This window comes from Mixta calida (genome assembly GCF_002953215.1).
Taxonomy (GTDB): domain Bacteria; phylum Pseudomonadota; class Gammaproteobacteria; order Enterobacterales; family Enterobacteriaceae; genus Mixta; species Mixta calida.
On the sequence record NZ_CP026378.1, the window covers coordinates 3,758,512 to 3,785,016 of the forward strand.

Below are 26,505 nucleotides of genomic sequence, written 5' to 3' on the forward strand. Positions count from 1 at the left end.
TTAATCCTCCCATCCCATTCTGCTGCGCTGTTGCGCTTTCGCTCTGTTCTGCTCACGGGCGCTGTTCTGCGCCATCAGGGCCAGCGCATCGTCTTTAGTCATGCCTTCGTGCATGTTCAGCACATAATTGCTGTTGTAGGTATTCTGCTGCGTTGCCCCCCTTGCAGCGGGTGCCGTTACTGGCTTATACGGCGCACCTCCGGTTGCGAGGTTGTACTGCAAATCGCCGGTACTGATACCCGCGCCGCCCGTAGCCACCGCATCATGCTCCGGCACCTTGTCTTTCAGCCCGGAGGATTTCTTGTCGATAACGCCCAGTTTTTCCAGCACCCAGTCAATACCGCCTTTCAGCTGATTCAGCATATCGGACGGAAATTTCAGGGCATCGGCCAGCATGGTGCCAAACTTTTTACCCATATCCCCGGCAGACGCCAGCTCCGCCTGTGTGGATTTCACCGGCTCCAGCAACCTGCCAAACCAGCCCCACAGGGATTTCACCTTACCGGTAAACCAGTCAAACACCGGCTTCAGCGGCGCGAACGCCTCGCTTATTGGGCCCATTGCCGCCGTAAAGCCTTCAGCCACACCGGAAATAAATGCGCTTATCGGCTCCCAGTATTTACGGATTATCAGGGCACCGGCCACGATGGCGGCCACCACAGCCACGACAGGCAGCGTGATGGCACCCAGCGCAGCGGTAATCGCACCGCCTGCAATCGTGAAGCCCGCACTGAGCAGCCCGGCACCCGCTATCAGGGCATTAATACCCGCCATCACCGGCCAGACAACCAGCCCCACGCCACCCAGTACCGCCGCCAGCCCCGCGACCGCCCCGCTGCCAGTACCAGATTGGAGGTCAGCGCAGGATTGGCCTTTATCCAGGCGTTTAATTGTGTGAGCCAGCCCGTTGCGCTCTGCGTCAGGGTGCGCAGGTGGCCATCCATTCGGGTAAAGACGTTAAACCGCAGCCCCGAAAACGCGCCCTGAAGTTTCGCTACGTCACCCGATAAATTATCGCGCAGGGTTTTACCCATGTTACCGGCTGCGCCGCTGACGTCGCCGAGCTGGTTTTTAACCCCCGCCAGCGCGCCGAGAAAGGCCGGTATCTGGTCAACCGATAAATCCTCAACCGGCGTGCCAAACAGGGTTATCGCCGCATTTGCCCGTTCCGCCGGGTCTTTGATGGCAAGCAACCCCTTCGCCGTTTTCTGCATTGCCGCCCGTGCTTTATCGCCGCCGGTGGCAATATCGCGGGACATTTTTTCGGCGTTAAGGCCAATCTGCTTATACGCGGCGACGCTGTTTTTCGACATATCCGAGCCGCGAATGCTGAATTCCTTGATGGCATCGCCAGTTTTATCAAGGGCAAATTTGCCCTGTTTCGACATATCAACCAGCAGTGACATCGCCTCCGCGCCGGTGAATCCCATGTTGCGGAAGTGGGTCGAATACTCGTGAAGAATTTCAGGCAGTTCGCCGCGCATTTCGGTGGATACGCGTTGCATACCTGAGACGATCAAATCCATTGCCTCGTCGCTGCTGCCCGCGAGGTTGTTTTTCATCATGATCGCGGCAATCTGGATGCTTTCGGCCGTATCGGTGCCAAAGGTGGTCTGCATATCCAGCGCCTTGCGGGTGATGCGGTCTAACTCAGCCTCGCCCACGTCGCCCAGCGTGCCGAGTGTGCTGCGTACCGCTGACACTGCCTCGGTGATTTCTGCAATATCCCCGCTCACCCCAGATGCATTAATGCGCTGAATGGCTGCGGTGTACTGCCTGCCTTTCTCGGCATCCTCCCCCTGACGGGCCGCAATCATCGCACCGCTTTGCTGTGACTGAATTTCGGGTGCCATTAACCGGCTACCGGCATACAGTGCAGCGGTGCCCGCTCCGAGCGAAGCGGCGCTGACATTACGCACGCCCGCCGCCGCGTTTTTACCCCGCTCGTACCGCTGGCTTATCGCGTTCAGCCGCTCCTGTTGCTGGCTCACACGGGCTAACGCTTCGCGCTGGCGATTAATGGTTGCGGTCGTTTCCGCAATGCTGTTGCGCAGCGTGCGCCCGGCAGCGGATAAATTCCGCGTATCGATACCGGACTGTTGCAGCTCGGCGCGCTGGCGCTGGACGGACTGGCGCAGGGAGTTATATTTTTCCTGCATTGCCGCCGCGCTGCGCCTGGCATTTTCAAAGGCTTTGACCTGCGCCGCCGTCGGGCTGGCGGAGCTGCGCATCTGCACACCCAGCGCGGCGGCTTCCGCTTTGGCTTTTTTCAGCGCCTCGCCGGTCACGGCCAGTTGCGCGCTGACATTACGAAAGCTTTCAATGCGGTGCGCCTGCGCGTTCAGCGCCTTCAGCTCATCCTGTGAGCCACGGATATCGCCCGCCAGCGTTTTGCTGGCGGCCTGCACCGCTTTAAAGGGACGCGTCGCCTGGTCTACCGCTTTCAGCAGCACCTGCAGTTTGAGGTTGTTACTCATCCGGGGATACTCCGCTGCGCATCAGGGCTTTGTGCCGCCAGTCCAGTAACTCGGCCAGCGGCATGTCGTACATTTCAGACGGGGGCCAGTGAAAGATGACCGCAACGTCGGCCATCAGGTCATTCACGGTCAGGCTTCGGGGCCAGTCTTGTCGGCCGACTTCGGCAACAAAAAACCGATCACTTTCCCGCCCAGCGTAATCAGGTCAACCGGATCGAGGTTTAGGCACTCTGATTTCGTCAGTGCAGGCAGGGTAATGCGCGGCAGCACGGACAGCAGGGCGTCCACGTCCGAGGCGCACAGGTCAGCCAGCCGCACGCCGCGCAGCGCGCCCGCGTTGGGCTTAAACAGTTCCACCTGGCTGATTTCGGTCTCGCCACGTTTCAGCGGGGTTTCCAGGATGATCACGTTTTCGTTCTGTTCCATTTTCGTTACTCGCAATAGTCAGGTTTATTCAGGGCCAGCGCCGGGCGCTGGCGTCAGGGTTACATCAGGCCGAGGTTTTTGCGGCGCTGCTCCAGCAGGTCGGTGCCGTCCACCTTTTCAATCATGTTGATGGTGTCGATCTCCATCAGCTCTTTGCCGTCCCACGTCAGGCGGAAATAGGTGTTTTTGGTGGTGATTTTGGTTTCGGTATCCTCGCCCTGTTTGGCCTCGCCAAAATCAAACGCCTGATGGCGGCCGCGTACCTCGATCTCCACCGCGATTTCCTCGCCGGTGTCGTCGCGCTGGTAGGAGCCGGTAAAGCGCAGCGGTACAGCCGCGCTGCTGCCCCACTGTTTCAACACCAGATCATCCACGCCGCCGATCGTCCACTCCATATCAAGCGCATCATCGTCCAGCCCGTTATCCACGAACGCGGCACCGTTCATGCCGCCGCCCCGGTAGGCGTCCAGCTTGCGTGACAGCTTCGGCAGGGTCACGGCGGTCACCACGCCCTGATAGCTGTTTGAATCGTTGAAAAGGTTCAGCCCTTTTAATTTGCGGGGTAATGCCATTTATCCGGCTCCTCAGCTGTTAACGGATGCGGCGAAGTTCGCCAGGTAGCTGTCGGTGATGCGCTGGCGCAGGGTCAAATCTTCCAGCGGCGGCACCGGCGTGTAGTCGTAATCAATAAAGAGCTTGCCCGCCTTCAGCGTGTCTTTATCGTTGGCCGTGTCGTCATACCAGCACGACGCGCCCAGCAGGTAACCGGCGCTGACCAGCTCGCGGAATTTGGCATTGATGCCCGCGATAATGTCGCGCACCAGTACCGGCGTCAGCGGCTTGTCGTTGGCCCACATATGCGCCTCGGCCATCGTGTCGGCAATCACCTGCGCCGTGCGGGTGTAGTTTTCAAACGCAAACAGCGGATCGTCGCTACAGGTGCGGTTGCCCCAGAAGCGGAAGCCATCTTTACGGATCAGGGTGGTAACGCATGCCTCGTTGAGCAGGTCGGCGTCGGTGCCGGTCTGCTGCAAATCCCAGAAGACCGAGGCGGAAATGCCGGTCACACCGTTAACGCCAACGTTGGACAGGGTTTTGTGCCAGCCGGTTTCGGTGTCGATTTTTGCCCGCAGGCCCAGCGCTCGGGCGGTGGCGTACGCGGTTTCGGACTGATTGGCGGTGGTGTTCCAGCTGATAAAGTCCGGCCAGATAACCATTAATTCGCGCTGGCTGAAGTTCTCGCGGTATGCCATCGCCTCGGAAAGGGTTTTGCAGCCCCATGCCGACACATAGGCGAAGGCGCGCAGCTGCTGAGCAATGCTGGCAAGCGCGGTCGAGACTTCCAGCGCGTCGAGACCCGGCACGCCGAGAATGCGCGGTTTGACGCCGAGCTGCGTCTGCGCGCTCAGCAGCGCCTTCATGCCGGTGTAACGGCCATTCTCGTCGGTGGTGCCGATAATGTTCGAGGTGGTTTCCGCCGGGGTGGCACCTTCCGCCACGCGCACCACGACGGTGACGGGTTTGGCCTGGTCAGCGATCGCCTGCAGCGCGGCGGCCAGCGTGCCTTTTTTACCGGCTTTGCCAATGGCCGACAGCACGTTGGTCAGCAGCACCGGCTCATTGAGCGGGAAGGCGGCCGCATCGGCATCGTCTGCGGTACAGACCATGCCGACAATGGCCGTGGATACGGTGGAAATGGTGCGCGTGCCGTCGTTGACTTCGACGACGCGGACACCGTGATGATAATCAGACATCTGATGCACTCCGTGTTATGGGTGCGCTCAGAGTGTCAGCTCAGGCGGGCGGGTGCATGTCTTCAGGGTTTGCTGGTCTCTGGCAGGACAGAATCACGCAGGTGCTGCTGTTTTTCGGCGGGGATATAGCGATAAAGCGTCTTTACGGATACCTCCAGCACCAGGGCAATCTGATGCAGTGTGGCACCGTTCGCCAGCATCCTTTCAGCCCGGCTGACCACTTCAGGCGTCATTATCCGTCGCCTGCCCCCGATGCGGCCTTTTTCCCGTGCCGCCGCCAGTCCTGCACGGGTACGCTCAACAATCAGCTCGCGCTCCATTTCCTCCAGCGCCCCCATAACATGAAAAAAGAAGCGGCCCATTGGCGTACTGGTATCAATGCTGTCGGTCAGGCTGCGGAAGTTTATTCCTTTTTCGCGCAGTTCCTCAGTCAGCATAACCAGATGGCGCATGCTGCGGCCAAGACGATCCAGCTTCCACACCACCAGTGTGTCGCCTTCCTGCAGACAGCGCAGTGCTTTTTTCAGTCCCGGCCTGTCTGACTTTTTCCCGCTTATTCTGTCTTCAAAAATCAGTTCACAATTTGCGCTCTGCAGCGCGTTACGCTGCAAATCAGTGTTCTGGTCATTTGTTGACACCCTGATATAGCCAATCAGCACGGTAAACCTCGCATAAATGGCGTGGAGTGTGCCAGCCTGGCGCTTTTAAGGGCCAGGGTTTTCTTTCGGTTTTGGGTTGGTTTGGGCGAGGCGGCAAAGCTAGACGCCCCTACCGGTTTTTTAGCTACGTCCGGCTGGATAAAAATTCCTATATCCAGTGGAGTAAATTTCATTATTCAGTGGGGGCGGGTTTCAGTTAGCGCACCTCTAAATATTGGCTCAACGTTAAAAGGTTATGATGGCGCCACATCATTCACTTATCCGATCGCATTTCCGAATGCGGCATTGATGGTAAGCGCAACACCATCAGATTCGGGTGAAACGCTGATTGAAACTGCAACAGCAGGTATAAATAGCAAAAACACAGCCTCTATTCGCATTGGTGGTGTAGCGGTTAAATCCGATCCGCTCGCCACTATTGAAATGCAAGCATTTGTATTTGCGTTAGGCTATTAAAGGTTGGTTTGGGCGAAGCTGCAAAACGGAATGTCGGAAGTGATATAAATCAAATCCTGACATGAGCGCTTTTTCGTCCGGTCTCTCAAGAACCGGCTGGCAGAAGATAGCGGGAGGATTAATTTTGCAGTGGGGATATGCCCCTGTTCCGGCTGGAAGCGCAACGGGGAAAGTACAGTTTCCTGTAGTATTTCCGAAAGATATTTTTGCAATCCTTGTTACTGATACCGGTGCCGCATGTCTTTCATACGGAACTACTGACCGAAACAACGCAGGATTTACTGTAGCGCGACTTACCAGCACGTCGAATGGTAGCGTCAACGGCTTTTATTTGGCGCTCGGAATATAACGTTACTTCACTGCCATCGACTATAAAAATAAAATCGTCTTGTTGTTTGGTACATGGCACAACAGTAATTCATTAAAACTAAAGAAAAGTGAATTTAGAATATGGCTTTATATTTATTGGAGGATATCTAATGAGTTACTGGTTTAGCCCTGAACACAATGCTTTTTACCCCAAAGCCCTTGAAAATGTATACAAGAGTGCAGGGGCGCTCCCAAGTGATTTAAAAGATGTAAGTGACGATGTTTTTATGAAATATTCCGGGATGCCACCTGCTGGAAAAATACGGGCCCCTGATAATGAAGGCTTTCCATGCTGGGCTGACATGCCTGTTCCTAAATTGTCTGAAGATGAATTAAAAGCACAAGCCAGAAAGTTACGTGATGACTTTATATTATCAACAGATCGGATGTTAGTTGTGGACTATACAATTAATGATATCTCTCTGTCTGATGAACAGCGCGAAGAATTGTTAAAAGTTCGTGCCAGCTTCAAAACCTGGCCTAATGATGATGGATGGCCGAAAATCGCGCTGCCAGAAATCCCTTCATGGATTTTGATTGAGGCAGTTGATAATGGCTATGTGGTTCCTGTATGGCCAATTAATAAAAAGCCCGAAAGGGCTTTTTTTATTAGAACGCTTCTTTTTAATAGCCTATTACAATATAAAAACCAGTAACGCCCTCCGTATTACCAGAAGAAAAAGCTCTAAACTGACTTTTACTCATTATCAGAAAAGATAATATTCCTGCTACTGCTGGCGAGTAGCCAGAATGAGATATGACCATTCTTAAAGCTGCATTGGGGAATGGAACCGTAAAATTATTTACGACTCCTTTATCAGCCCCAGCACCGGCGCAACTGGCATAGCCCCACTGAATAATTAATTTAATCCCGTTTCCGGTTGGTAAACTTATCCATCCATTTTCACCAATTGACACTGTCGCAGCAGGCAGTTTTGCAGCTTCGCCCAAACCAAGATTTTTGAGAAACGCCGCCACGTCAGCGATATCGCTGCCATTCTTCGCAATATCCATTTTCCCGGCCAGCTTGTTCAGCACCGTGGTCGAGAAATTCGGATCATTGCCCAGCGCGTCGGCCAGCTCTTTCAGCGTATCGAGCGTGGCAGGTGCCGCTCCGGCCAGCGCCGAAAGCGCAGCGGTAACAAATGCCGTGGTTGCCAGCTGCGTAGTGTTGTTGCCCGCTGCAGGCGTCGGGGCTTTTGGTGTACCGGTAAAGGTCGGGCTGACCTTTGGCGCATACTGCGAATGCGGATCGGCGGCAGCGAGATGTTTCGCCATCAGGCTGTCCGCGTACTGGCGTACCTCAATCACGTTATCATCCACGTATTTACGCGTTGCCAGCACTACCGACGGGTCAATTTTCAGCGTCACGGCAGCCATGCTGTTCACGATTAAAATCATGCGGATGGTTTGGGTGCGTCCACTGCCTTCCTGTAGCTGCGGCTTGTAGGTTTCGGCACAGTTCGCCACGGCCACCATATCGCCGTCGGCATCAAACAGGCCGATTTCACGTATCCAGAAGCCGCCCTCATTTTCAGGAATGACCTGCTCGGCAATAATCTGGCTGCTGTTCACCGCGTCCACGCTCAGCGAATTTAGCGCGGCGCGGCGCTTTTCATTAACGAGCCTGGTCTGTGAAGCGTCAGGCGTTGGTAACGTGCCGCCGCCGTCACCCACGGCCATTTCGGTAATCTGGATTTTGGTGCCGAGCGCCGCTGCGTTGGCGAGCTTGGCCGCGCCCTGATTCGTCAGCAGGGCATAGAATTTTGTTGTCATGCGTGTACGTCCGTCAGGTCAGTAATATGCACCGCTGCGCCGGTATAACCCGGCCCGCTCACGGTAATGGTTTCAGGTGTGTAAGGGTAAACGGTCAGCTCATCCCCACTGTAGGCTGCTGCTGCAACCGGCAGCGCGCCGGTTGAGTCCAGGTTAATCGACAGCCCGATAAGGTGGCGACTGCAGGGTTTTGCATCCGCTATCAGGCGCTCCAGCTCGGTATACATTTCCTGCGTAATGCCGGTATCCAGCACGCCCACGTCCAGGCGAAACGTGCCGGGTGCCTCACCGGTTTTCCACCACTCAATGATGCGGATCAGATAGCCGAGCGGCTCCACCACGCGACGCAGCGAGCCGATGGTGCCTTTATGCCGGTGAACGTATTCCGACGCGGCGACCACGCTGCGCTTTGTGGCTTCCGGCCAGCTGGCATCCCAGCGGTCAACCGACCAGGCCCAGGCGAGATACGGCAGCAGCTCAACCGGGCAGGTCTGCGCGTTCCACAGTTTGCGCAACGGCACCGGAATGGTTTCTATCTTCGCGCAGGCTTCAGCAGCGGCCACTTCCAGCACCGATGAGCCGGACGGCAGCAGGCGATCACTCATCTGAACCCCGACCGTTATGCGGTAGCCGGTGCAGTAGGCGGCCTGCGTCTTGTCCAGCACCACGTCGGCCGCCGGCTGCGCCAGTTCAACACGCTGCACGCCCTCAACATGCAGCGCGGCATACAGCGCTGACTTGCGAATGTCACGGCCGAGGCGGGCCTGCGCGCTGACAAAGGCAGCGAGCTTTTTCTCGGCAGCGGCGCGCACAGGTTCAGCTTCCGGCCCCGGATAGAGGTACAGCGCCGCCTCAACGGCATAATTTACGATAGCGGCCGACTGCACCGTGACGCGATCGGCCACCGGGCGCACGTTCTCATCGTTCAGCGCGGCATCCACCACGGCCAGCAGGTCGGATGGGGCTTCGCCGTTACCCTCACGCGACAGCACCGTGACGGTGACGCAGGCGGGCGACGGGCTGATGGCCGAGGCATCCGCCACGCGGCCGTCGGCGCTTTTCGCATGATATTCGTAGGCACCGGTCGGCCCGGCCACGCTCAGCCCCTCAAAGGCAGACGCCACGCGCAGCCGGAAATCGTCGTTACTTTCCATCACTGCGGGCGTCGGCGGGATGGTGGTATCGTCGGCCGGGGTAAGTGTCAGGCGGGTAACGCCGTTGTTTGCGCCGAGCTGGTCAAGGTCACCGTCACTGGCGTAGGCCACCATATTTGCCTGCGCCGCTTCATTCACGCGCTGGCGCAGAATGACCTCGCGGTAGGCGTTTTCCTGTAACAGCTTCACAATCGGCTCAGACTCCAGCGCCAGCGTGCGGGCAATGGTCGCCTGCTGCTCAGCCGGGTAAAGCGAAATCAGCGTGGCTTTGCGTTCGGCCAGCAGCGTTTCGTAATCCAGCACCTCAACCACATCGGGCGCAGGCAGCTGGCTCAGGTCAATGGTTGCCATAGTTTCAGCTCACGGGAACGGTTAGTGAAAAATCCTGCGCGGTGTCGGTGCGGCTGCCGGAGATTTCCACCACCATGCCGCCGTCAAACGCAGGTTCGTAGCTGATGGACGTCAGCTTTACGCGCGGCTCCCACTGCAAAATCGCCATATAGCAGGCCGACATAATTTGCAGGCGCAGCGCCGCGTTCTGCGGCTGGTCAATCAGCGCTGACAGCAGCGAGCCATAGCTGCGGCGCATAATCCGGGAGCCGATCGGCGTGGTGAGAATGTCGCGCACTGACTGGCGGATATGTTCAAGGTCTGCCAGCGCCTCGCCGGTGTCGCGGCTCATGCCGCTGTATTGCGCAGTAGTCATAGTGGCGCTCCCGTTGTTCCGCCGCTGTCGCCTTTATGTTGATGCGTATGCAAAATTTTGCCGTTAGAGCTGAACGCGCCACCGCTGTGCTGCACATCGCCTTTCATGGTGCCGCCGCCGGTCAGCTCAAAGGTGGCGGTTTTCAGCGCATGAGTGCATTCAACCAGCGGGCTGTCCAGGGTGATGCTTACCGCCGCCTTAATCAGCGCGGTCTGGATGCCGGTTGCGGTCAGCGCGCCGGTATCCGGCTCGTACTCAATCACGGCACCGTCCGGGAATGACCAGTGCAGGGCGTCAGCTGATGCCGACGGGGCAGGGTTGTTGTCAGAAAACACGCCGGGCAGCACAAAGCCGGTGTCAAGCTCGCCGCCGAGGCAAAGGACAAGCACCTGCTCGCCCACAGACGGCGCACTCCATGAGCGTGAGCGCCCGGCGCGGGCGGTGAGCCAGTGCAGCCAGTCAGTAGTGTTGTTTCCCGTATCTACACGGCAAAGCCCGTCGTCCAGATTGACGGCGGCCACGGTGCCGATGCGGATCAGGTTGCGCAGCAGGCGCAGGATTTCGCTGATTTGTTCGTTCATGGCGTTAGTGTTACGCCGGACGGCTGGAGCGACAATCAATCGTCGCCCGCTGATAAATCACCGGACAGGTTATTCCGCCAGGCGGTTAATGATTTCCATCTCAATTGCGTGCATATCGGCATCGTTCAGGCCGAGCAGCGGGCGCGCTTCATACAACACCTCTTTCACCCTGCGGGCTGGCCGGTCGCGCAGCCCGTAATGATGCACGCGGGCCATGCGCTGCACCTTGCCGGTAAACTCCACCACGGCGTCGTCAGCGCTGGCCTTTGCCTTCATGTACTTTGCGGTGCGCAGCTTTTTGAACATCTCATGCTTTACCCGGCCTTTCTTGTTCCTGACCGGCTGCGCCCGGCGAGGCGCAAACGGCGTGCCGTCCGGGGCCTGCTGGCGCTTAATGTTCTGCTGCTGACTGGCGCGCAGCCGCTTCGCAATATTGCGGGCCATCTCTTTACGCGTTGCAGGCGACAGGTTTGCAATCAGCGCGGCCAGGCGTCCGTCGAACGCTTCCAGCCCGTTCATGGGGTCAGCTCGCTGACCAGCTCGCCATGCACATAAAGCTGAAGCGGCCGGTTGACGTTTTCCGGCAACGGCGGCTCGCCGATATGGTCAACGTGCAGCGCATCGCCGTCCTGCTTCACAAGCACGCGCTCAGTGAGTTGCAGATCGATGCTGATATCGCAGAGCGTGTCGCTTAACACATCCACCTTAAAGGTGAAGCCGGTGCGGCGCTTTTCTTCGGTCGCCATAATGTCGGGTTGATTCTCACGCAGCCAGGCCAGCACCGGCACCATCACCAGATCGATATCGTCGGCATAGTCAGTAATCACCAGATTCAGCTGATACTGGTATTCAAACGACAGCGAGCTGGCGAGCGTCGAGGCAATCCGGCCGCTGTCAATAAACACATTCAGGCTGTCAGGGTTTCGCGCCAGCAGCGGGACGCTGTTTGTCAGCGCCTCGCGCAGCTGTTTCGGTTTCAGCATCGTGTTGCTCCTGGCATTCTTTGATGGTTTCCACCTGCAACCCGCAGGAAACGAGCGCAGCCTCCAGCTGGCGGTTATCAGCGGCCAGATCGCCCTGCGTCTGCAGCCGGTTGCCCGGCACCGGGCAGCTGGTCACGCGCGGGCAGCCAGTCCAGATAATCACGGGCGTTGCTGAAGGCGGGACGGCTGTGCAGCCGGACAACATCGTCAGGCAAAGCAGCAGCAGACCAGCCGCGTAGTGTCGGGTTTGCATCGGTTTCCCTCTGTACCTGCAGTTCACGGTTAAGGGCAGCGGTCGAGGCGCGGCCCTGCAGCAGTCGCAGCGCAGCCTCGCGCTTTGCCCCCTCGCGGGCCTCATCGTTCAGGCGGTTTATTGCCCTGTCCCGGCTTTCAATTCCGGCCGACAACGTGCCGATAACGCGCTGCGCCTGCGTCAGCTCATTTTCCGTTAAGGACAGACGCCAGCAGGCGAAGGCCAGCGCCGCCAGCGCCACGGCCAGCCCCACGGCAATCAGGCGCATCATGCAGCCCCCTTCAGGCACCAGGCCAGTTCCCGGTCGCGGCGGTTCTGCAGCCCCTGGCTGAATACGCCTTTCACAAATACCCAGCGCGGCAGCTGCAGGCAGGCGCTGCGCCACTCGCCCCGGTTGATGTGAGCGCCGAGCGTGGAGCGGCAGGCGGCGTAGGTGCCGACGTTAAACGCCCACGACACCACCGCGTCATAGACCGGCTGCGGCATGTCGTTGCGCATACAGGCATCAATCACGCGCTCCACGCGCATCACGTCATACACCAGATTCACCGCCGCCTGGCGCTCGCTGATATGGCTCTGCGGCGTCACGCCTGCGGTATGGCCGATGCCGTTTGTCCAGACACCGGCGCTGCACTGGTACGGCGAGGTGCGACAGCCTTCCGCATCCGCAATCAGCTGTAGCCCCGCTTCCGACGTTTTCAGGGTCTTGAACTGCGGCAACAGGGCGGCAATGGCAAGCACGGCCGCCACGGTGCAGCGTTTAGCGGTCTGGCTCAAGGTTCACCCCCTGCACGCTCTGGCGCTGCAATTCATAGGTTTTGCGGCGGTAATGCCAGTTAATAAAAAAGGTCGCCACGTTAATCACCACGGTGATCACGGCCACGCCGGAGCCAACCATAAAGGCAATCTCCTGCGGCGTGTGGCGGCCAAACCACATCAGGATGAGGCCGATCAGGTAGTTAATCAGCGAGCTGATTTTCTCCATGTTTGTTAGTCCCACAGGTTAACGGTTTCGCCCGTTGAGGCTTCCGGCAGCGGCGGCAGCGTCACCTCGCAGCCGTGCGGCAGCACCGGCCCGCTTTCCGCGAGGCCGGGATTGGCGGCATAAACCTGTTCAACCACCTGCTGCGTGCGCCCGTAATAGCGAAAGCAGATTTCATCAACGGTATCGCCCTGCTGCGCGTAAATTCTCATTACAGCAGGCTCACAATGCAGCCGGGCCTTTCGGCGATGCGGCTGATACTGAAACGGGCGTCACGCCAGTATTCGTCGGCGGTGCCTTCCACCACGTCGGCCTTTTTTCCGGCGGCGTCGTAGCCGCGATAGCGTTCGGCAATGGTGGCAGCCGTCAGCGCCGCCACGGCGGCAAAATAGTGCGTGACCTTTTCGCTTTCGCCGTCGAAGGTTTCGGCAGGCACCGACGTCAGCAGGGGAAAGCCTGCCGCCATCCTGTCCGCCCGCCAGTCGTACAGCTCGGCGTTCACTTCGGAAATCGCGGTCTTTACTGCCAGCCGCAGACGGTCGGCGGTGACGGTGCCTTCCAGGCGCAGCGCGTTGCGCAGCTGTTGCAGGTCAATGTCAGGCCAGAAAAAGGTGTTTTTCACCGGCGGCTCGGCATCGGGTGCCGGTCGCTGTCCGTTTATCACTACTGAAGTCATTTCATGGCCTCTGAATAGGTGGGCGGTGGAGGACGGCGCAGACGCTTAACAAGCGCATTGCCGTCCTGCCGCCCGGCGCGGGGCGCGTTCTGTCAGCGGCGGGCCGCAGCCTGCTTTTTCATGACCGCAGCCAGCCGCTCAATGTCTTTTTTAACGCCGCAGCCTTCATGCAGTTGCAGCGCCCGTGTAAGGTGAGGTAACGCCTCGTCAGCCCTGCCCGCATCGCGCAGCACATACCCGGTAATTTTGTGCAGCTTGGCGCGCACCTGGTCGGGCATGTCTTCGGATTCCGTCAGCCTGAGCGTTGCCAGCAGCGGGTTGATATCCACCGGTGCTTTTACCGTCCAGGCACGCGTCGCCGCGCTGGCCACTTCCTCGGCCAGCAGGTAGGCGGTGCTGTCACGCTTAAAGCCGTCAGGCGGGACAAGCCCGTGCGTCAGGGCGTGGCGCGCAATCTCCAGCGCGCCGGGAATGTCGCCCGTATCAAGCCGCCAGATCATGACGGTCATCAGGACGGCATCCTGCACGGCTTTCCCCTGGCTCAGCACGCCCGCCACCCACGGCTGATAGTCCGGCAGCATCTGGCGCTTCAGCTCCGCCTTGCGCTCGGTGGAGCGCACTTTTTTCAGGCGACGCTTGTCGTCGTTGAGCTTTACCAGCATCTGCTCATAGCCGGTTGCGTGGCGCAGCGGGTTGCTCTGCTGCTGTGCGGCCTCAATGGCCTGCTGGCGCATCATGTGACGTCGGGCAGGGCTTAACATGGGTTACGCCTCCGGGGTTTCCGCCGGGGTTTCCGCTTTCGCCTCAACCGGCGCGTCAGACAGCTCAATGTTTTCCACCAGGCAGCCTGCCGCGTAGTCTTCCACCACGTAGTCCTCGTTGATGGACTCGTAGTTTTCGATGCGGTCGCGCTTCGGCACCTCGTCGATCAGGCGGCGGTGCGTGCCTTCCTGCCAGTAAATTGACAGGTTATCGAGGCGCGTAATCATCAGGGCATTGGCCGGGAAATACGGCACGCGCACGGCAGGCAGGTTGCCGATGCGTTTCTGACTGACAATCAGGTCGGCGGCCAGCTGCTCGGTGTTGGCCTGGCTCTGGTTCACGATGGGGAAATACTTGTCGGCCAGCAGCTGACGGCCGCAGATCACAACCAGCTCCGGGTCTTCCTGATACCACGGCTCAATCAGGGTGTTGGTGGCGTCCATCACCAGTGCGTCAAGGTTCACATAGGTGCGCCCTTTGCCGACCAGCACCTTGTCTTCCACCGTGCCGTTCTCAAGGGTGACGTTGCTCATCACGCGCTTGGGTGCGTTGTCGCGATACTTCTGCAACCAGCCCACGGCCACGTCCTGCAACATGGGGTTAACGGCGCGATTGGAGGTTTTGGCGCGGTGGGTACCGTTAAAGCCGATCATGATGCGGTCGAGTGACTGGCGCTTTACGATGGCATCACGCAGGCGGGCCTGAAAATCTTCATAGCGGGCCCACAAATCCAGCGTGTTATAGCGAATATGAAAGTCGTAGTTCACCTGCGCGCACTCATACATGTCGCTGTCCAGCGCGGCAAAGTCGGCGGTTTCGCGCTCGTCGCCGCCTGCGGTGTCGGTGGTGCTGGCAATCGAGCCGGTCACGCCGATGCCGATTTTCTCGCCCTTCATTTCAGCAACCGGCACGATGTTGATGCGGGTCAGAAAGTCCGAGGACTCCTGTACGCGGTTCATCAGGGTCTGCGTGACCGACGGCTCCACGGTGAATTTTTTGTTCATGTCGCCGGTGTCAACGCCGTTCAGCTCGGCCAGGCGGGACATAAAGGCGTTAAATTTAAAGCGGGTGTTCTGGCGCATCTGCGCTCCTGTTCTGTTCAGTTATCGGGTTGTGGTTCAGGCAATGCCTGTCAGCAGTCGGTCTGCGCGCCGGATTTCGGGTCGCTGCCGGTTGCCGCCGGACGACGGGTAAAGCTGGCACCGTCATTCTGCGAAAGCTGCGTTTTCAGCGCGCTGAAGGCGTTGCGGTCGTCTGCGCTCTGCTGCTCCAGCGCCTCAAGGCGTCCGGTTAAGCCCGCTTCCAGCGCCGACAGCTTCTGCGTCAGCTCTTCCTCGTTCTGCTGCACCTTTTCCGCAACGGCCGTGACGGCCGCGCCCATGTCGGCAAACTGCTCGCTGTCGGTTTTCTTTTTGCGGGAAAACAGGCCGGTGACGTAGCTCAGAACGGACGGGGCCGGATCGGATTCTTCGGTGAACTCAATCAGCGTTTCTTCCGCAGCCGTAAACAGGTTGTCTTTATGCAGCTTGCGTGAGGCCAGCGGATTCGCCGCAGCGGTGGCGCTGAAGCTCAGAATCTCAGTGCCGAGGCTTGCCGGGTCGTCGGTCACGGCCAGACCAACCAGATAGGCTTCGCCGGTGTCGGCAAACGCCGGATTCACCTCAATGGAGGTGTAAATTTTCTGGCGTGCCTTTGTCAGCGCAACCAGCTCCGGCGTCGGGTCAATCCAGCCATACAGCGCCAGCTTGCCTTTCAGCGGGCCGTCGGTGATTTCTGCCGCTTCCACGGCGGTGACGTCACCAAAGCGGCGGAAGGTGCCGTCAGGCCCGTAGCTCTTGATGTGTTCCATATTGATGCGTGCGCCGTAGACGGACGGGTCATAGCTCGCCGCCATCTGAGAAATCCAGTCACGGGAAATTTTGCGCCCGTCGGTGGTTGCGCCTTCGACGGCGATGCGAAAACGCTTTGCTTTAGTTGCCATTAATCAGGCTCCGGTCAGGGGTGTGGTTCGGTTCGGGGTCAGTTTCCCTGCCACGGGGTTTTCCCTCAACGTAAGCCGGTTTGCTCACGGATGAGCGGACAGGGACAGCGGGCGCGGGCGTTTTGGCACCGGTAGCCTTATCGCCATGAACATGACACCCACCACCACCATCAGCGATCCGCGCCGCCAGGCAGCCCTGCTTTACTGGCAGGGTTACTCTGTGCGCCAGATAGCGGAAACGCTCAGCATCAAAACGCCGACCGTGCAGAGCTGGAAGCTGCGCGACGCGTGGGAGGACGTTGCGCCCATCAGTCGCGTGGAAGCCAGCATGGAGGCGCGGTTAATTCAGCTCATCCTGAAAGAGGTCAAAGGCAATGGTGACTACAAAGAGATAGACGCGCTTGGCCGTCAGATTGAACGCCTCGCCCGCGTGGAGCGCTACCGCAGCAGCGGCAACGAGGCCGATCTGAATCCGAACGTACGCAACCGTAACAAAGGCGAGCGCCAGCCGGTCGTGAAGAACGTCTTCAGCGACGAGCAGGCGGAAAAGCTGACCGGCCTGTTTATGGATAACTGCTTTGAATATCAGCTCAACTGGCACAAAGCCGGACTGGATCACCGTATCCGCAACATCCTGAAGTCGCGCCAGATAGGTGCCACGTTCTACTTTGCCCGCGAGGCGCTGATTGACGCGCTGACCACCGGGCGCAACCAGATATTTTTGTCGGCCAGCAAGGCGCAGGCGCACGTCTTTAAAAACTACATCATTGACTTTGCCCGCCAGGTGGACGTTGACCTGAAGGGCGACCCGATTGTGCTGCCGAACGGTGCCCGCCTGATTTTTCTTGGCACCAACGTGCGCACCGCGCAGAGCTACACCGGCAACCTGTATCTCGATGAATATTTCTGGATACCGAAATTCCAGGAGCTGCGAAAGGTCGCCAGCGGCATGTCGCTGCATAAAAAGTGGCGCACCACCTACTTTTCCACGCCGTCGAGCCTGTCGCACTCCGCTTATCCGTTCTGGTCGGGCGAGCTGTTCAACAAAGGGCGGCGCAGCAAAGCCGATCGCATCGAAATCGACCTGTCGCATACGCACCTGGCAAAAGGCGCGCTGTGCGGTGACGGCCAGTGGCGGCAGATTGTGACGGTTGAGGATGCGCTGACCGGCGGCTGTAACCTGTTTGACCTCGACCAGCTCCAGCTGGAATACAGCCCGTCGGAATACCAGAACCTGCTGATGTGTGAGTTTGTGGACGATGAGGCGAGCGTGTTCCCGTTCGCCGAGCTGCAGACCTGCATGATCGACAGCCTGGAGGAATGGAGCGACTTTAACCCGTACCTGCCGCGCCCGTTTGATTACCGCCCGGTCTGGATTGGCTACGACCCGTCGCACACCGGCGACAGCGCAGGCTGTGCCGTTATCGCGCCGCCGCTGGTTGCGGGCGGCAAGTTTCGCGTGCTGGAGCGTCACCAGTGGCGGGGCATGGACTTTGCCGCGCAGGCAAAATCCATTGAGGACTTAACGAAAAAATACACCGTCGAGTATATCGGCGTGGATGCGACCGGCATCGGCCAGGGCGTTTTCCAGCTGGTTCGCCAGTTCTACCCGGCGGCGCGTGAAATCCGTTACTCGCCGGAAGTGAAAACCGCGATGGTGCTGAAGGCAAAAGACACCATCAGCAGCGGACGCCTGGAATACGATGCGGGCCAGACCGACATTACGCAGTCTTTTATGGCAATCCGCAAAACCATGACCGCCAGCGGCAACCGCTCCACCTATGAGGCGAGCCGCAGCGAGGACGCCAGCCACGCCGACGTCGCCTGGGCAATCATGCACGCCCTGCTTAACGAACCGCTGACCGCCGCCAGCGGCGGCGCTAACCCTTCAATTCTGGAATTTTACTGATGAGCAAACGCAGGGGCCGTAAGGCTTTCAACGCAAAAACGCAGCCCGTACCGGCCGCCGCACCGCAGCAGCAGGCGGAAGCGTTCACCTTTGGCGAGCCGACGCCGGTTATGGACAAGCGCGATATCCTGGATTATGCCGAGTGCATCGGTAACGGGCGCTGGTATGAGCCGCCGGTCAGCTTTCACGGGCTGGCGAAAAGCCTGCGAGCGGCGGTGCATCACAGCTCGCCGATTTATGTGAAGCGAAACATACTGGCGTCCACTTTTGTGCCGCACCCGATGATGAGCCAGCAGGAGTTCAGCAAGTTTGCGCTGGACTATCTGGTGTTCGGCAATGCCTTTGCCGAGCTGCGCCGTAACGGCCTCGGTGAGCCGTGGCGACTGGAAACCACGCCCGCGAAGTTTACCCGCCGGGGCGTGGAGGAAGGCGTTTACTGGTTTGTGAATGACTGGAAAGAGCCGCATCCGTTCGCCGCTGGCAGCGTCTTCCACCTCATTGAGCCGGATATTAACCAGGAGCTGTACGGCCTGCCGGAATATCTCAGCGCGTTAAACTCTGCCTGGCTGAATGAAGCGGCCACGCTGTTTCGCCGCAAGTATTATCAGAACGGCGCACACGCAGGCTACATCCTGTATATGACCGACGCGGCGCAGAGCAGCAGCGATATCGACCGGATGCGCCAGGCGATGCGCGACACGAAAGGCCTGGGTAACTTCCGCAATCTGTTTATGTACGCGCCGAACGGCAAGCCGGACGGAATTAAGATCCTGCCGCTCAGCGAGGTGGCGACGAAAGATGATTTCTTTAACATCAAAAAGGCCAGCCGTGACGACCTGCTGAGCGCGCACCGCGTGCCGCCGCAAATGATGGGGATTATCCCGGACGGTGCAGGCGGCTTTGGCGATTCGGTGAAGGCGGCACAGGTGTTTGTCCGCAATGAGCTGACGCCGTTGCAGGAAAGGATAAAGGAAATTAACAGCTGGGCAGGCGAAGAGGTGATCGCGTTCCGCCCCTACGAGCTTGAGCAAAAAACGACCTGACCTGCCAGCTCTCAACGCGCCGCATTTCACGATAGATCACCGCTCAAAATCCCGCCCGCATACGTAACCCCGTAAACGCCCCCATACGCGTTTTGCGGGGTTTTCTCGTTTCGCTTGTTCTTATTCATCTGCCGCCGCTGCGCTCGTCTGCGTGGCGCTGGCGCGTCCTGCGCGTGAATGTTTTCACCGTTCGCGCGCAATGCTATCCCCGCCACGCCTGCCCGCTTTATGCATCGTTTTTAATGCAGGTGCATGATCCAAAAAAAACGGGGCCAGCTGTGGCCCCGTCATATGTTTTTTGCTGTATATGGTGCATGCAAATCCATGCGTGTTATGCATGCATGGCCTGCCGCAAAGAGAAACCGCTCACTAACTTCTTTTAAAAGACGTTTCAAGACGGCCAGTTTTTTAAATGATTCCCTGATGAAGTGAAGCCGACTACATTATTTTTTGTGTTTTATCGGGTGCGATTCAATTCGCCTGGACAGTAACCTTCAGGGTTGTTTTTCAAGCGGCACGGCTGAAAAGAAGACTGAAAACTGTTGATTAGCCATTGCAGTATTACCGGCAATATCAGCTATCAGGCTGAGCGCGATCTCTCTGTCGCGTTCTTTGCAAATCCCTTCACTGGTCAGCCTTGCAATCAGCTCTACACGTTCAAGTATTACCCGCTTTTGTAAATCATTATCCATGCGCCCTCCCCTTTCGATTACTGTACAGATATACAGTAGCATAGCACTATCACTCAGAAAAAGAAAAATATTAATGGCGAATAGCTTTTTTATCTTGATGATAAGAAAGACTATTTACGTCGTTTGACCTACTAATAACTAACCTGCCAACCTCCCTTTAGTCAGCTACCATCCGTCCGCCTTTTATTAACCTTAGTTCATTATTGTGCGTTTTTTGCTCGCGCCATATCGGCCAATCGGTTTACTCTGGCTAACAGGCTCTCCTTTCTTGATGATGCTTTTGCGCGCAATAACTCACCATATTTGGAGCTACGGAACATACGACCGGCGATTTTCGTTTCGGTACCGCCAAGCAAACGCACAGCCAGACCGCGACTGATGGTTTCACCGCACAAATCTTTCACCTGGCTTATCACGTTGTCGCATGCAGCCTCAATTTTCTCCGATCGCCTCAGCCTCAGGTGCCTTTTTTCTGGCTTCTGCGCTCTAATCCGGCTTAGCAGCTGCCGCCTTTCTCGCCTGCTCATGCCGTCCAGGTCTATTTCTGGATAACTTTCCGGGGAATTCGAATCCTTGGATCTCAAACCTCCCGTACAGTTATTGACAGAACTCCAAGGGGACGCGGGCGCGTCCCTCAATTCAAAAGCCAGGTCAACGGCGGCACGCTTCGGCACAATCTTCCACTGCGTGAGGCGGGTTAAAATGGGGGTGTCGTCACCAATAGCTGTCGCGTATACACCTTTGATACGCGTGATTTCTTCACCGTACTGATTGCAGTCCTCGCTTGTCTGATACCAGTTACGCACGACCAAATCGTCACGTTTTACAAACGGCCCGCCCTGAGCATTAACGTACTCAGCCCATTTGCCGCCATCAGCTGCGTCATGCACAGCAGCAAATTCAACACTCAAACCGTGGGCGGTTTCGCTGTCTGCCATTTTGCGTAATTCACGGAAAACAGTCACAGGTGCGCCACCGATAAACTGAAACTGGCGGATATTCCATCGGGCTGCCCAGGCACAAACGGCGGGTGCGGTTTCCTTCAGCTCCTTACCGCTTTCGTCGTCCAGCTCGCCGTCCAGCGCATATCCGTCGATATTTTTTGAAATGTACTTCGCCACGTAGCCGGTTGCGCTGCCTTTCTCTGGATCAATGGATTCTGCATGGAAACGAGCCTTGCGGGCTTTTTCTGTAGTCAGCTCGCTACTGTCCTGTTGATAGGCATAGTCGCGGATCACCTGGCGCACCTGCTCCACATCTTCCGGGCGCATAAACATCAGCATATGCCAGTGCGGGGTGCCGTCATGGTGCGGCTCGGCAACACGAATCCCGAAAATACGGATATCTTCACGATGAAGCTTGGAGCGGATTTTCTGCCATACATTGCACAGGTAACGCTGGGTATCTGACGGGCTGGCACCGTTCCACTTACGATTGCGGTGACCGGTCTTAATGGTGGCGTGATAGCGGGCGGGTGCGGTCAGCGTATAAAATTCACCAACAAAGCCCATTTCAGCACAAATATCTTCAAAGCCGCGAATACGGTTCATTAACTCACCACGACGAATATTAGGGTTAGCAACGCTACCGTCGTATTTTTCAATAAGACTAATTCGGTTGCCTTCCTCGTCTTCTAAATCCATACCTTTGAGATACTCACGGGTGCGGCGCTTCTGTTCGCGCCATTCAATAACAGTCATTGAGCTGGCGTAAGGGGTATGCTTTTTGCTGACGTTCGCCAGGGCAATTTGCAGATGCTCACGCCATGAGGCAGCCACACGACGCAGGCGACCTTTCCACCATGTTTCGTTTTGCATGCGCATGATCGCGGGTGCTACATCTTCAGGGCAGAACAGACGGGAAGTAACTTTTTCCCATAACGGCGGGGTCTGCCCCATTTCACGGGCGATCGCGGCAGCGGTCATATAGATGCGGTGAGTGTATTTGTAATCTGACTCGTCGGCAGACTGTGAATGCGCCTGCGCCATTTCCGCCAGAATAAAGCTGGCGGCATCACCGGCCAGCAAATCCACATCAGCGCGGGACATATCGGGCAGTCGGTTAAATCGACGCATCAACTCCCACAGCGTACCGGCAGCACCGGCAGCCCCCTGTTGTTCTCCGGCATTACCGGCCAGCAGGGTAAATGTTCCGGTGGACATTTCGCCGAGGCGGTACTGCGCGTTAACTTTTTCAACGCGTGGCAATGTGCGCTCAACGAAAGTTTTCGTTAAATACACATTGGCACGGGCTGTGCCCTGGTTTTTCTTCAGCTCGCTTGTGCGGCGTTTAACGTCCAGCTGTACCAGTACGGGCTGCTTTTCCAATAACTCCTGCGCACGCAACAGCGCCGCAATCATCTGATCGCGGCGGCGGATTTCTTCATAGGTAGGATAAGGGCTGGCGATGGCCTCCCGTGGAGCATTCCACGGGTAAGCGTATTCTTTCTGCATCAGAGGCCGCCCTGGTAATGACGGCTTTTCAGCTCTGCGATTTCCTGACACGTCACGCAGCGGGTAACGCCGTGAATGGCACGGCGGCGTTTTTCCGGTATTGCTGCGTCACAGTCTTCGCAGAAAAAATTGCTGACTTGCGTCGGCCGACCGGTTACCAGAATCACTTGCTGTTCCAGCTCCTCCTGCACGCGCTCTTGTACGCGATCCATTGAGTCGCCCATTAGTGCAGCTCCTGCGATTCGCTTTCATAACGTGTAGCTTCCTGGCGGATAAGCTCTGCTGCCTCAATGCCGTTCAGCCCCTTCTGATGGATATGTAAAGCCAGAGCAACCAGCCGCTCAGAAACGCGCAGCGCGCGCTCTTTACGTTCCTCGTTACGGGCCTTATTGAGCAGCGCCACCATTGCGTCGGTGTCAGCTTCAAAATTGCGGGTTTCAATATTTCGCATTTCTCTTTCTCCATATTTCGGGCAAAAGAATGCCCGGCGGGTTTACGCCTTTAATTAATTCAGGGTTATTTATTCAGGAATAAAACAGTCTGCTGTTGAAAACTGACGCGGTAATATCCGTCCCCAGCGCGCAACCTTATTCATTGCGATAATGATTTTTTCACGGCGGCGCTCGTCGAAATACTCAAACGGCTTGCCGATTTCATCAGCTTTGAAAGTGCCCGGCGCTTCGCGGTTCGCCAGCGTCAGCACGCAAAACTTAAAGTCTTCGTTCTGCCGGTTGAAATAATTCAGCGCCGGATTGCTGTTTGCCTTAAGCAGCTGTCGCCACGTTTTCCGAAACTCATCAAACGTCATTGTTTCGACTTTATCCGCGCGGGCATGTACCAGACGAATTTCGGTAAAACGTGCCGGTGCGGTTTTTTCTGTTACAGCGAGTGCAAGATTATTCATACCAACCACCTATGAAACTTTTGAGGCGACCAATCATGCCTGGGCGCTTCGTTGATAATGCGCGCAACAGCTGCTGCTGATTGTTGCTGGGATGCCAGCGTGTGCCGTCGTTCCCCATAATCCAGCCATGACCGTAAGATGGTGACTGGCTCTGCCGCTTAAGGAGCGGCGCGACCGAAAAAGGCATCATTCCCTCAGCTCATACCAATTGTTGCGCCAATTCCGCTAATCGCATCAACAGTGGAGGCCATTGCAGGATTTGACTGAATACGCGCCTGGACAGCCAGCGCAGCCAATGTGAGACAGCGAATGCCGTTATTGACGTTCTGCAACAGACCGCGCTTGCAGTTATGGGTCAGTTGAACGCCAGGCAAAGCGCCTGCTGCAAGCTGCCCAATTTCGGCTGTTGCTTTCATCACGTAATGCGGCAGCTTTTCTTTAGCCATCTCGTTAACAGGTACGCAGGGCAGGCATTGTAATTGTGCCAGCGCGCCGTCAATCAGCGTTGGGTCTTCGGTTAGATCGGTCAGGGTTAGCATCTCAGCGACAGTAAGCTGATGAACCTGCTCCGGGTTGAGCTTGTTGCGAAGTGTCTGCACTTTCATACCAGCCCGTTGTGCCAGCACATTCATGTTGTGCGTGAGCGCAAACTTGCGACAGGCGCTTTCAAAGTGTTGTTGGGTGGTAATCTGAAAATCAAACATGTGCGAATCTCCTTATTCACTTAATGTGAATTAACCACCGATAATGAGCTGAAAACGAGAATGCCCCAACGCTTTGCGCAACTGCTCTTCTTTCCAGCGAGCGTAATAAATTCGAATCGGGCTGCCAGCTTTAGAGCAGCCTTTAGGGATGGTGCGGGTTTCGATTGGTAATTTGGGGTTGTCTCCAGTCGTCCAGCGGTAAACTGTGCGAACAGAGACACCCTCTAACTTGGCGAACTCTTTAGTAGTAACAATCGGCGCGGGAACCGTGAAGATTGCGATTTCAGAAGCCATATAGCATCATTCCTCTTTTGGGGTTTGTGACATTGTTTGCCAAAGTCTTGCCATCATTTGCCACCGTTAACAGCGATATTAATATTATTTTTAATATCACGCAACTAAGGAATATTAACTTTAATGTTGGATGCTAATTTTGATAACTCGGCGTTACTAAATCGGATTTGCGAGGTTTATGGTTTTACTCAGAAAATTCAACTAGCTAACCACTTTAAAATCGCCGCCAGTTCCTTACAAAACCGCTATACGCGCGGCAATCTGTCTTATGACCTTGCAGTACTCTGCGCCCTTGAAACCGGCGCTGATATCAAGTGGCTTATGACTGGCGAAGGTAAGAGGGGTCATTCATCTGAAGAATCCAACACCTTAGCTCAACTCAACAAGTTCACTTTAAGTGAAGGCAGACTTACTGAAGTTGGTATTTTGCATATCGATTATGGGTTGTTTGGGAGGCTGTTAAAAAACGCTTTATGCGTCATGAGCGAAAGTAAAAGCTATATCGTAGAGAAAGAGGCATCGCTAGCGGACGGCTTGTGGCTTGTTGATGTAGAAAGCTCGGTTAGCCTCAGAGAACTAACCGTTCTTCCAGGCAAAAAGCTTCATGTTGCAGGCGGTAAAATTGCCTTTGAGTGCAGCATGGATGAGATCAAGATGCTGGGTCGCGTTATTGGTGTTTACAGTGAGGTGGCTTAATGGCAATTCGCAAACTTCCAGAGGGGGGCTGGCTTAGTGAGCTATACCCTAACGGTGCGAAAGGAAAACGCATCCGCAAAAAGTTTGCGACAAAAGGCGAGGCTTTAGCTTATGAGCAGCATGCAGTTCAGTTACCGTGGAACGAGGAGCAAACAGACCGGCGTACATTAAAAGATTTGATTACGTCTTGGTATAGCGCTCATGGCATCACTCTCAAAGATGGGGAAAAGCGCCAGCTCGCAATGCTTCATGCTTTCGAATGTATGGGGGAACCACTTGCTGTTGATTTTGATGCGCAGATGTTTTCCCGATATAGAGAGCGTCGATTGAAAGGAGATTTTGCTCGTTCAAGTCGCGTGAAAGAAGTCTCCCCCCGCACGTTAAACCTAGAGCTGGCCTACTTTCGCGCTGTATTTAACGAACTTGGTCGGCTTGGTGAGTGGAAAGGCGAGAATCCATTAAGGCACATCCGCCCGTTCCGAACTGAAGAAAGTGAAATGGCCTGGCTAACTCATTCTCAGATAGCTCACCTGCTAGCTGAATGTCGGAATAGCGATCAGGCAGATTTGGAAACGGTAGTTAAGATTTGCCTTGCTACAGGTGCAAGATGGTCAGAAGCCGAGGGGCTGAAAAAAAGTCAGATTTCTAAATACAAAATTACCTATATAAAAACTAAAGGCCGCAAAAACCGAACAGTCCCCATCACAGAATCAATTTATAGGATCATTCCTGAAAATAAAACTGGCAGACTTTTCGCTGATTGTTATGGGGCTTTTCGATCTGCACTCGAAAGAACAGGAATTGAATTACCAGCCGGTCAACTTACCCACGTGCTGCGACATACGTTTGCAAGTCACTTTATGATGAACGGGGGAAACCTTTTAGTTTTGCAGCGGGTATTAGGCCATACAGACATAAAAATGACTATGCGATATGCTCACTTTGCGCCCGATCATCTAGAAGAGGCAGCGAAGCTAAATCCTTTAGCCCAAAGTGGCGATGAAATGGCGATAGAAATGGCTAATGTTGGCAACTGAATGGCATATGTTGGCAACATATGTCATTGAAAATAAACGCAAGTTATTGTTTTTCTGTTGCTTATCAAATTTCTCATAATCGCTTGGTCGTTGGTTCAAACCCAACAGGGGCCACCAAATTTTAGCTGTTAAATCAGCGCGTTAAAGCCACCTTTCGAGGTGGTTTTTTCTTTTCGTACTGCCCAGTGACCCTTTTTTGCCCCAGTGTTGCGTAAGTTTTCCGATAGCAGCCTGAAATACTCCCGTTCTTCGTGATTTTCTCGGCTGGCTAACAATATTTTCGCTTCGCAACAGATTTCAGTTTCACCAGCACGTGAAAGCCGCGCCGCGCCACGCCTGCCATCCTTTCAGATCGTCCGGCGGCCTCACACAATTCAGCTCCAAGTAAAATTAACTTTCCCATATAAATCATTAAATTAATTTCCCAGCAGTCCAAAGGCGATCCGGTTTACTGAAAAAAGTGAAATTTATTTCACACATTACAGTTGCGGTTTTTCAGCAGGAAGCCCGGCGGCGCGGGCTGATGGGGGCGTTTTGTAAAAAAGAAAACTAAAATAATTTTTCTGATGCAAAACCCGCAGGCGGATGCGGTGTAGCGCCGATTTGATGAGCGAAGCAATTATTTTTCCGGTGCAATAATATATCCTGCGCCACTCTGGGCGCGTGATCGTATTGAAATGCGGGATTGAGTTCGATTTTACGTAGCGTTGTGGCCATTCTGTGGGGTCTGGTAAGGGCTTTGACTACCGCCGTGATGCTAAAAGCTACTTAGCATTAA

General features: G+C 56.1%; 36 protein-coding genes, 1 tRNA gene and 2 pseudogenes. 8 read left to right on the forward strand and 31 right to left on the reverse strand.

Going from position 1 to position 26,505, the window contains the following annotated elements; genetic code table 11:
• The 7 genes from C2E16_RS21235 to C2E16_RS17940 form a co-directional block, all read right to left on the reverse strand.
• Positions 1-798, reverse strand: coding sequence for a phage tail tape measure protein (locus C2E16_RS21235; protein WP_257152232.1), 798 nt, complete (start codon positions 796-798; stop codon positions 1-3).
• A complete protein-coding gene (locus C2E16_RS17915) occupies positions 774-2,477 on the reverse strand; it encodes a phage tail tape measure protein (protein WP_257152233.1) in 1,704 nt (567 codons plus the stop codon). Before C2E16_RS17915 ends, C2E16_RS21235 begins: the two co-directional genes overlap by 25 nt.
• The gene (locus tag C2E16_RS17920) at positions 2,470-2,592 is read right to left on the reverse strand and encodes a GpE family phage tail protein (protein ID WP_052134003.1); all 123 of its coding nucleotides are present in this window, start codon (positions 2,590-2,592) and stop codon (positions 2,470-2,472) included. The genes C2E16_RS17915 and C2E16_RS17920 overlap by 8 nt, the downstream gene beginning before the upstream one ends.
• A gap of 14 nt (positions 2,593-2,606) precedes the next feature.
• Positions 2,607-2,903, reverse strand: a complete 297-nt coding sequence (locus C2E16_RS17925) for a phage tail assembly protein (RefSeq protein WP_016066021.1) — start codon at positions 2,901-2,903, stop codon at positions 2,607-2,609.
• Positions 2,904-2,962: 59 nt separating this feature from the next.
• Complete coding sequence (locus C2E16_RS17930) at positions 2,963-3,475, reverse strand: phage major tail tube protein (protein ID WP_016065998.1); 513 nt, start codon at positions 3,473-3,475, stop codon at positions 2,963-2,965.
• Between the two features lie 12 nt (positions 3,476-3,487).
• The gene (locus C2E16_RS17935; protein WP_104951588.1) at positions 3,488-4,657 is read right to left on the reverse strand and encodes a phage tail sheath protein; all 1,170 of its coding nucleotides are present in this window, start codon (positions 4,655-4,657) and stop codon (positions 3,488-3,490) included.
• Positions 4,658-4,719: 62 nt separating this feature from the next.
• A complete protein-coding gene (locus tag C2E16_RS17940) occupies positions 4,720-5,316 on the reverse strand; it encodes a recombinase family protein (protein ID WP_104951589.1) in 597 nt (198 codons plus the stop codon).
• A 21-nt stretch (positions 5,317-5,337) separates the two neighbouring features.
• On the opposite strand from C2E16_RS17940, the gene C2E16_RS20655 reads away from it, so the two are divergent.
• From C2E16_RS20655 to C2E16_RS17945, 3 genes are all read left to right on the forward strand, one after another.
• Positions 5,338-5,772, forward strand: a complete 435-nt coding sequence (locus tag C2E16_RS20655) for a gp53-like domain-containing protein (protein ID WP_146107487.1) — start codon at positions 5,338-5,340, stop codon at positions 5,770-5,772.
• Between the two features lie 61 nt (positions 5,773-5,833).
• Positions 5,834-6,121, forward strand: coding sequence for a gp53-like domain-containing protein (locus tag C2E16_RS20660; RefSeq protein ID WP_146107488.1), 288 nt, complete (start codon positions 5,834-5,836; stop codon positions 6,119-6,121).
• Positions 6,122-6,251: 130 nt separating this feature from the next.
• Positions 6,252-6,797, forward strand: coding sequence for a tail fiber assembly protein (locus tag C2E16_RS17945; protein ID WP_146107489.1), 546 nt, complete (start codon positions 6,252-6,254; stop codon positions 6,795-6,797).
• Here C2E16_RS17945 and C2E16_RS17950 read toward each other — a convergent pair.
• The 16 genes and pseudogenes from C2E16_RS17950 to C2E16_RS18015 all read right to left on the reverse strand — a co-directional run bounded on the left by C2E16_RS17950 (position 6,766) and on the right by C2E16_RS18015 (position 15,995).
• Positions 6,766-7,917 carry a phage tail protein gene (locus C2E16_RS17950; RefSeq protein WP_104951590.1) on the reverse strand — a complete coding sequence of 384 codons (1,152 nt, stop codon included), beginning with the start codon at positions 7,915-7,917 and terminating at the stop codon, positions 6,766-6,768. The two genes, C2E16_RS17945 and C2E16_RS17950, sit on opposite strands and share 32 nt — an antisense overlap.
• Positions 7,914-8,522 (reverse strand): phage tail protein I, encoded by a 609-nt coding sequence (locus C2E16_RS21240; protein WP_016065992.1) that lies wholly within the window; start codon positions 8,520-8,522, stop codon positions 7,914-7,916. The genes C2E16_RS17950 and C2E16_RS21240 overlap by 4 nt, the downstream gene beginning before the upstream one ends.
• A 6-nt stretch (positions 8,523-8,528) precedes the next feature.
• Positions 8,529-9,422, reverse strand: a pseudogene (locus C2E16_RS21245) (baseplate assembly protein); the annotation flags it as partial.
• 4 nt (positions 9,423-9,426) lie between these two features.
• Positions 9,427-9,777 carry a GPW/gp25 family protein gene (locus C2E16_RS17960; protein ID WP_016066017.1) on the reverse strand — a complete coding sequence of 117 codons (351 nt, stop codon included), beginning with the start codon at positions 9,775-9,777 and terminating at the stop codon, positions 9,427-9,429.
• Positions 9,774-10,358 (reverse strand): phage baseplate assembly protein V, encoded by a 585-nt coding sequence (locus C2E16_RS17965; RefSeq protein WP_016065994.1) that lies wholly within the window; start codon positions 10,356-10,358, stop codon positions 9,774-9,776. The genes C2E16_RS17960 and C2E16_RS17965 overlap by 4 nt, the downstream gene beginning before the upstream one ends.
• 69 nt (positions 10,359-10,427) lie before the next feature.
• Entirely contained in the window at positions 10,428-10,877 is a 450-nt protein-coding gene (locus C2E16_RS17970) for a phage virion morphogenesis protein (RefSeq protein ID WP_016066007.1), read from the reverse strand.
• The gene (locus C2E16_RS17975; protein WP_016066005.1) at positions 10,874-11,341 is read right to left on the reverse strand and encodes a phage tail protein; all 468 of its coding nucleotides are present in this window, start codon (positions 11,339-11,341) and stop codon (positions 10,874-10,876) included. The genes C2E16_RS17970 and C2E16_RS17975 overlap by 4 nt, the downstream gene beginning before the upstream one ends.
• Positions 11,274-11,594, reverse strand: coding sequence for an Rz1-like lysis system protein LysC (gene lysC, locus C2E16_RS21000; protein ID WP_218925959.1), 321 nt, complete (start codon positions 11,592-11,594; stop codon positions 11,274-11,276). Before lysC ends, C2E16_RS17975 begins: the two co-directional genes overlap by 68 nt.
• Positions 11,515-11,865: pseudogene (locus tag C2E16_RS21250) on the reverse strand (Rz-like lysis system protein LysB); the annotation flags it as partial. The pseudogene C2E16_RS21250 and the gene lysC, both read right to left, overlap by 80 nt.
• A complete protein-coding gene (locus tag C2E16_RS17985) occupies positions 11,862-12,371 on the reverse strand; it encodes a lysozyme (RefSeq protein ID WP_038624037.1) in 510 nt (169 codons plus the stop codon). The pseudogene C2E16_RS21250 and the gene C2E16_RS17985, both read right to left, overlap by 4 nt.
• Positions 12,355-12,579: an HP1 family phage holin gene (locus C2E16_RS17990; protein WP_016066031.1), complete on the reverse strand. Its 225-nt coding sequence runs from the start codon at positions 12,577-12,579 to the stop codon at positions 12,355-12,357. Before C2E16_RS17990 ends, C2E16_RS17985 begins: the two co-directional genes overlap by 17 nt.
• Before the next feature lie 5 nt (positions 12,580-12,584).
• Complete coding sequence (locus C2E16_RS17995) at positions 12,585-12,788, reverse strand: tail protein X (RefSeq protein WP_016066034.1); 204 nt, start codon at positions 12,786-12,788, stop codon at positions 12,585-12,587.
• The gene (locus tag C2E16_RS18000) at positions 12,788-13,252 is read right to left on the reverse strand and encodes a head completion/stabilization protein (protein WP_016066006.1); all 465 of its coding nucleotides are present in this window, start codon (positions 13,250-13,252) and stop codon (positions 12,788-12,790) included. The genes C2E16_RS17995 and C2E16_RS18000 overlap by 1 nt, the downstream gene beginning before the upstream one ends.
• 92 nt (positions 13,253-13,344) lie before the next feature.
• A complete protein-coding gene (gpM, locus tag C2E16_RS18005; RefSeq protein ID WP_084970946.1) occupies positions 13,345-14,013 on the reverse strand; it encodes a phage terminase small subunit in 669 nt (222 codons plus the stop codon).
• Between the two features lie 3 nt (positions 14,014-14,016).
• Entirely contained in the window at positions 14,017-15,096 is a 1,080-nt protein-coding gene (locus C2E16_RS18010) for a phage major capsid protein, P2 family (RefSeq protein ID WP_016065984.1), read from the reverse strand.
• 50 nt (positions 15,097-15,146) lie between these two features.
• Entirely contained in the window at positions 15,147-15,995 is an 849-nt protein-coding gene (locus C2E16_RS18015) for a GPO family capsid scaffolding protein (protein WP_016065988.1), read from the reverse strand.
• A gap of 145 nt (positions 15,996-16,140) precedes the next feature.
• Between C2E16_RS18015 and C2E16_RS18020 the strand changes: the two genes are divergently transcribed.
• On the forward strand, positions 16,141-17,904 hold the full coding sequence (locus C2E16_RS18020; RefSeq protein ID WP_016065981.1) for a terminase ATPase subunit family protein: 1,764 nt from the start codon (positions 16,141-16,143) through the stop codon (positions 17,902-17,904).
• A complete protein-coding gene (locus C2E16_RS18025) occupies positions 17,904-18,947 on the forward strand; it encodes a phage portal protein (protein ID WP_016065985.1) in 1,044 nt (347 codons plus the stop codon). The genes C2E16_RS18020 and C2E16_RS18025 overlap by 1 nt, the downstream gene beginning before the upstream one ends.
• Before the next feature lie 494 nt (positions 18,948-19,441).
• On the opposite strand, the gene C2E16_RS18030 is transcribed toward C2E16_RS18025, so the two are convergent.
• The 8 genes from C2E16_RS18030 to C2E16_RS18065 all read right to left on the reverse strand — a co-directional run bounded on the left by C2E16_RS18030 (position 19,442) and on the right by C2E16_RS18065 (position 23,994).
• Positions 19,442-19,639 carry a hypothetical protein gene (locus tag C2E16_RS18030; RefSeq protein ID WP_084970944.1) on the reverse strand — a complete coding sequence of 66 codons (198 nt, stop codon included), beginning with the start codon at positions 19,637-19,639 and terminating at the stop codon, positions 19,442-19,444.
• Between the two features lie 200 nt (positions 19,640-19,839).
• Entirely contained in the window at positions 19,840-22,092 is a 2,253-nt protein-coding gene (locus C2E16_RS18035; protein ID WP_084970942.1) for a replication endonuclease, read from the reverse strand.
• Positions 22,092-22,316 (reverse strand): TraR/DksA family transcriptional regulator, encoded by a 225-nt coding sequence (locus tag C2E16_RS18040; protein ID WP_016066032.1) that lies wholly within the window; start codon positions 22,314-22,316, stop codon positions 22,092-22,094. Before C2E16_RS18040 ends, C2E16_RS18035 begins: the two co-directional genes overlap by 1 nt.
• The gene (locus C2E16_RS18045) at positions 22,316-22,543 is read right to left on the reverse strand and encodes a DUF2732 family protein (RefSeq protein ID WP_016066030.1); all 228 of its coding nucleotides are present in this window, start codon (positions 22,541-22,543) and stop codon (positions 22,316-22,318) included. The genes C2E16_RS18040 and C2E16_RS18045 overlap by 1 nt, the downstream gene beginning before the upstream one ends.
• A gap of 69 nt (positions 22,544-22,612) precedes the next feature.
• The gene (locus C2E16_RS18050; protein WP_016066014.1) at positions 22,613-22,996 is read right to left on the reverse strand and encodes a hypothetical protein; all 384 of its coding nucleotides are present in this window, start codon (positions 22,994-22,996) and stop codon (positions 22,613-22,615) included.
• Positions 22,989-23,186 (reverse strand): phage filamentation protein Fil family protein, encoded by a 198-nt coding sequence (locus C2E16_RS18055; protein WP_016066035.1) that lies wholly within the window; start codon positions 23,184-23,186, stop codon positions 22,989-22,991. Before C2E16_RS18055 ends, C2E16_RS18050 begins: the two co-directional genes overlap by 8 nt.
• A gap of 4 nt (positions 23,187-23,190) precedes the next feature.
• Positions 23,191-23,700: a phage regulatory CII family protein gene (locus C2E16_RS18060; RefSeq protein ID WP_016065999.1), complete on the reverse strand. Its 510-nt coding sequence runs from the start codon at positions 23,698-23,700 to the stop codon at positions 23,191-23,193.
• A gap of 30 nt (positions 23,701-23,730) precedes the next feature.
• On the reverse strand, positions 23,731-23,994 hold the full coding sequence (locus C2E16_RS18065) for a MerR family transcriptional regulator (protein WP_016066025.1): 264 nt from the start codon (positions 23,992-23,994) through the stop codon (positions 23,731-23,733).
• A 123-nt stretch (positions 23,995-24,117) separates the two neighbouring features.
• On the opposite strand from C2E16_RS18065, the gene C2E16_RS18070 reads away from it, so the two are divergent.
• From C2E16_RS18070 to C2E16_RS20925, 3 genes are all read left to right on the forward strand, one after another.
• Positions 24,118-24,690, forward strand: a complete 573-nt coding sequence (locus C2E16_RS18070; RefSeq protein ID WP_016065995.1) for a phage repressor protein CI — start codon at positions 24,118-24,120, stop codon at positions 24,688-24,690.
• Positions 24,690-25,727 (forward strand): phage integrase, encoded by a 1,038-nt coding sequence (locus C2E16_RS18075; RefSeq protein ID WP_016065986.1) that lies wholly within the window; start codon positions 24,690-24,692, stop codon positions 25,725-25,727. The genes C2E16_RS18070 and C2E16_RS18075 overlap by 1 nt, the downstream gene beginning before the upstream one ends.
• A tRNA-OTHER gene (locus tag C2E16_RS20925) sits at positions 25,719-25,844 on the forward strand. The genes C2E16_RS18075 and C2E16_RS20925 overlap by 9 nt, the downstream gene beginning before the upstream one ends.
• The last annotated feature ends 661 nt before the right edge of the window (positions 25,845-26,505 follow it).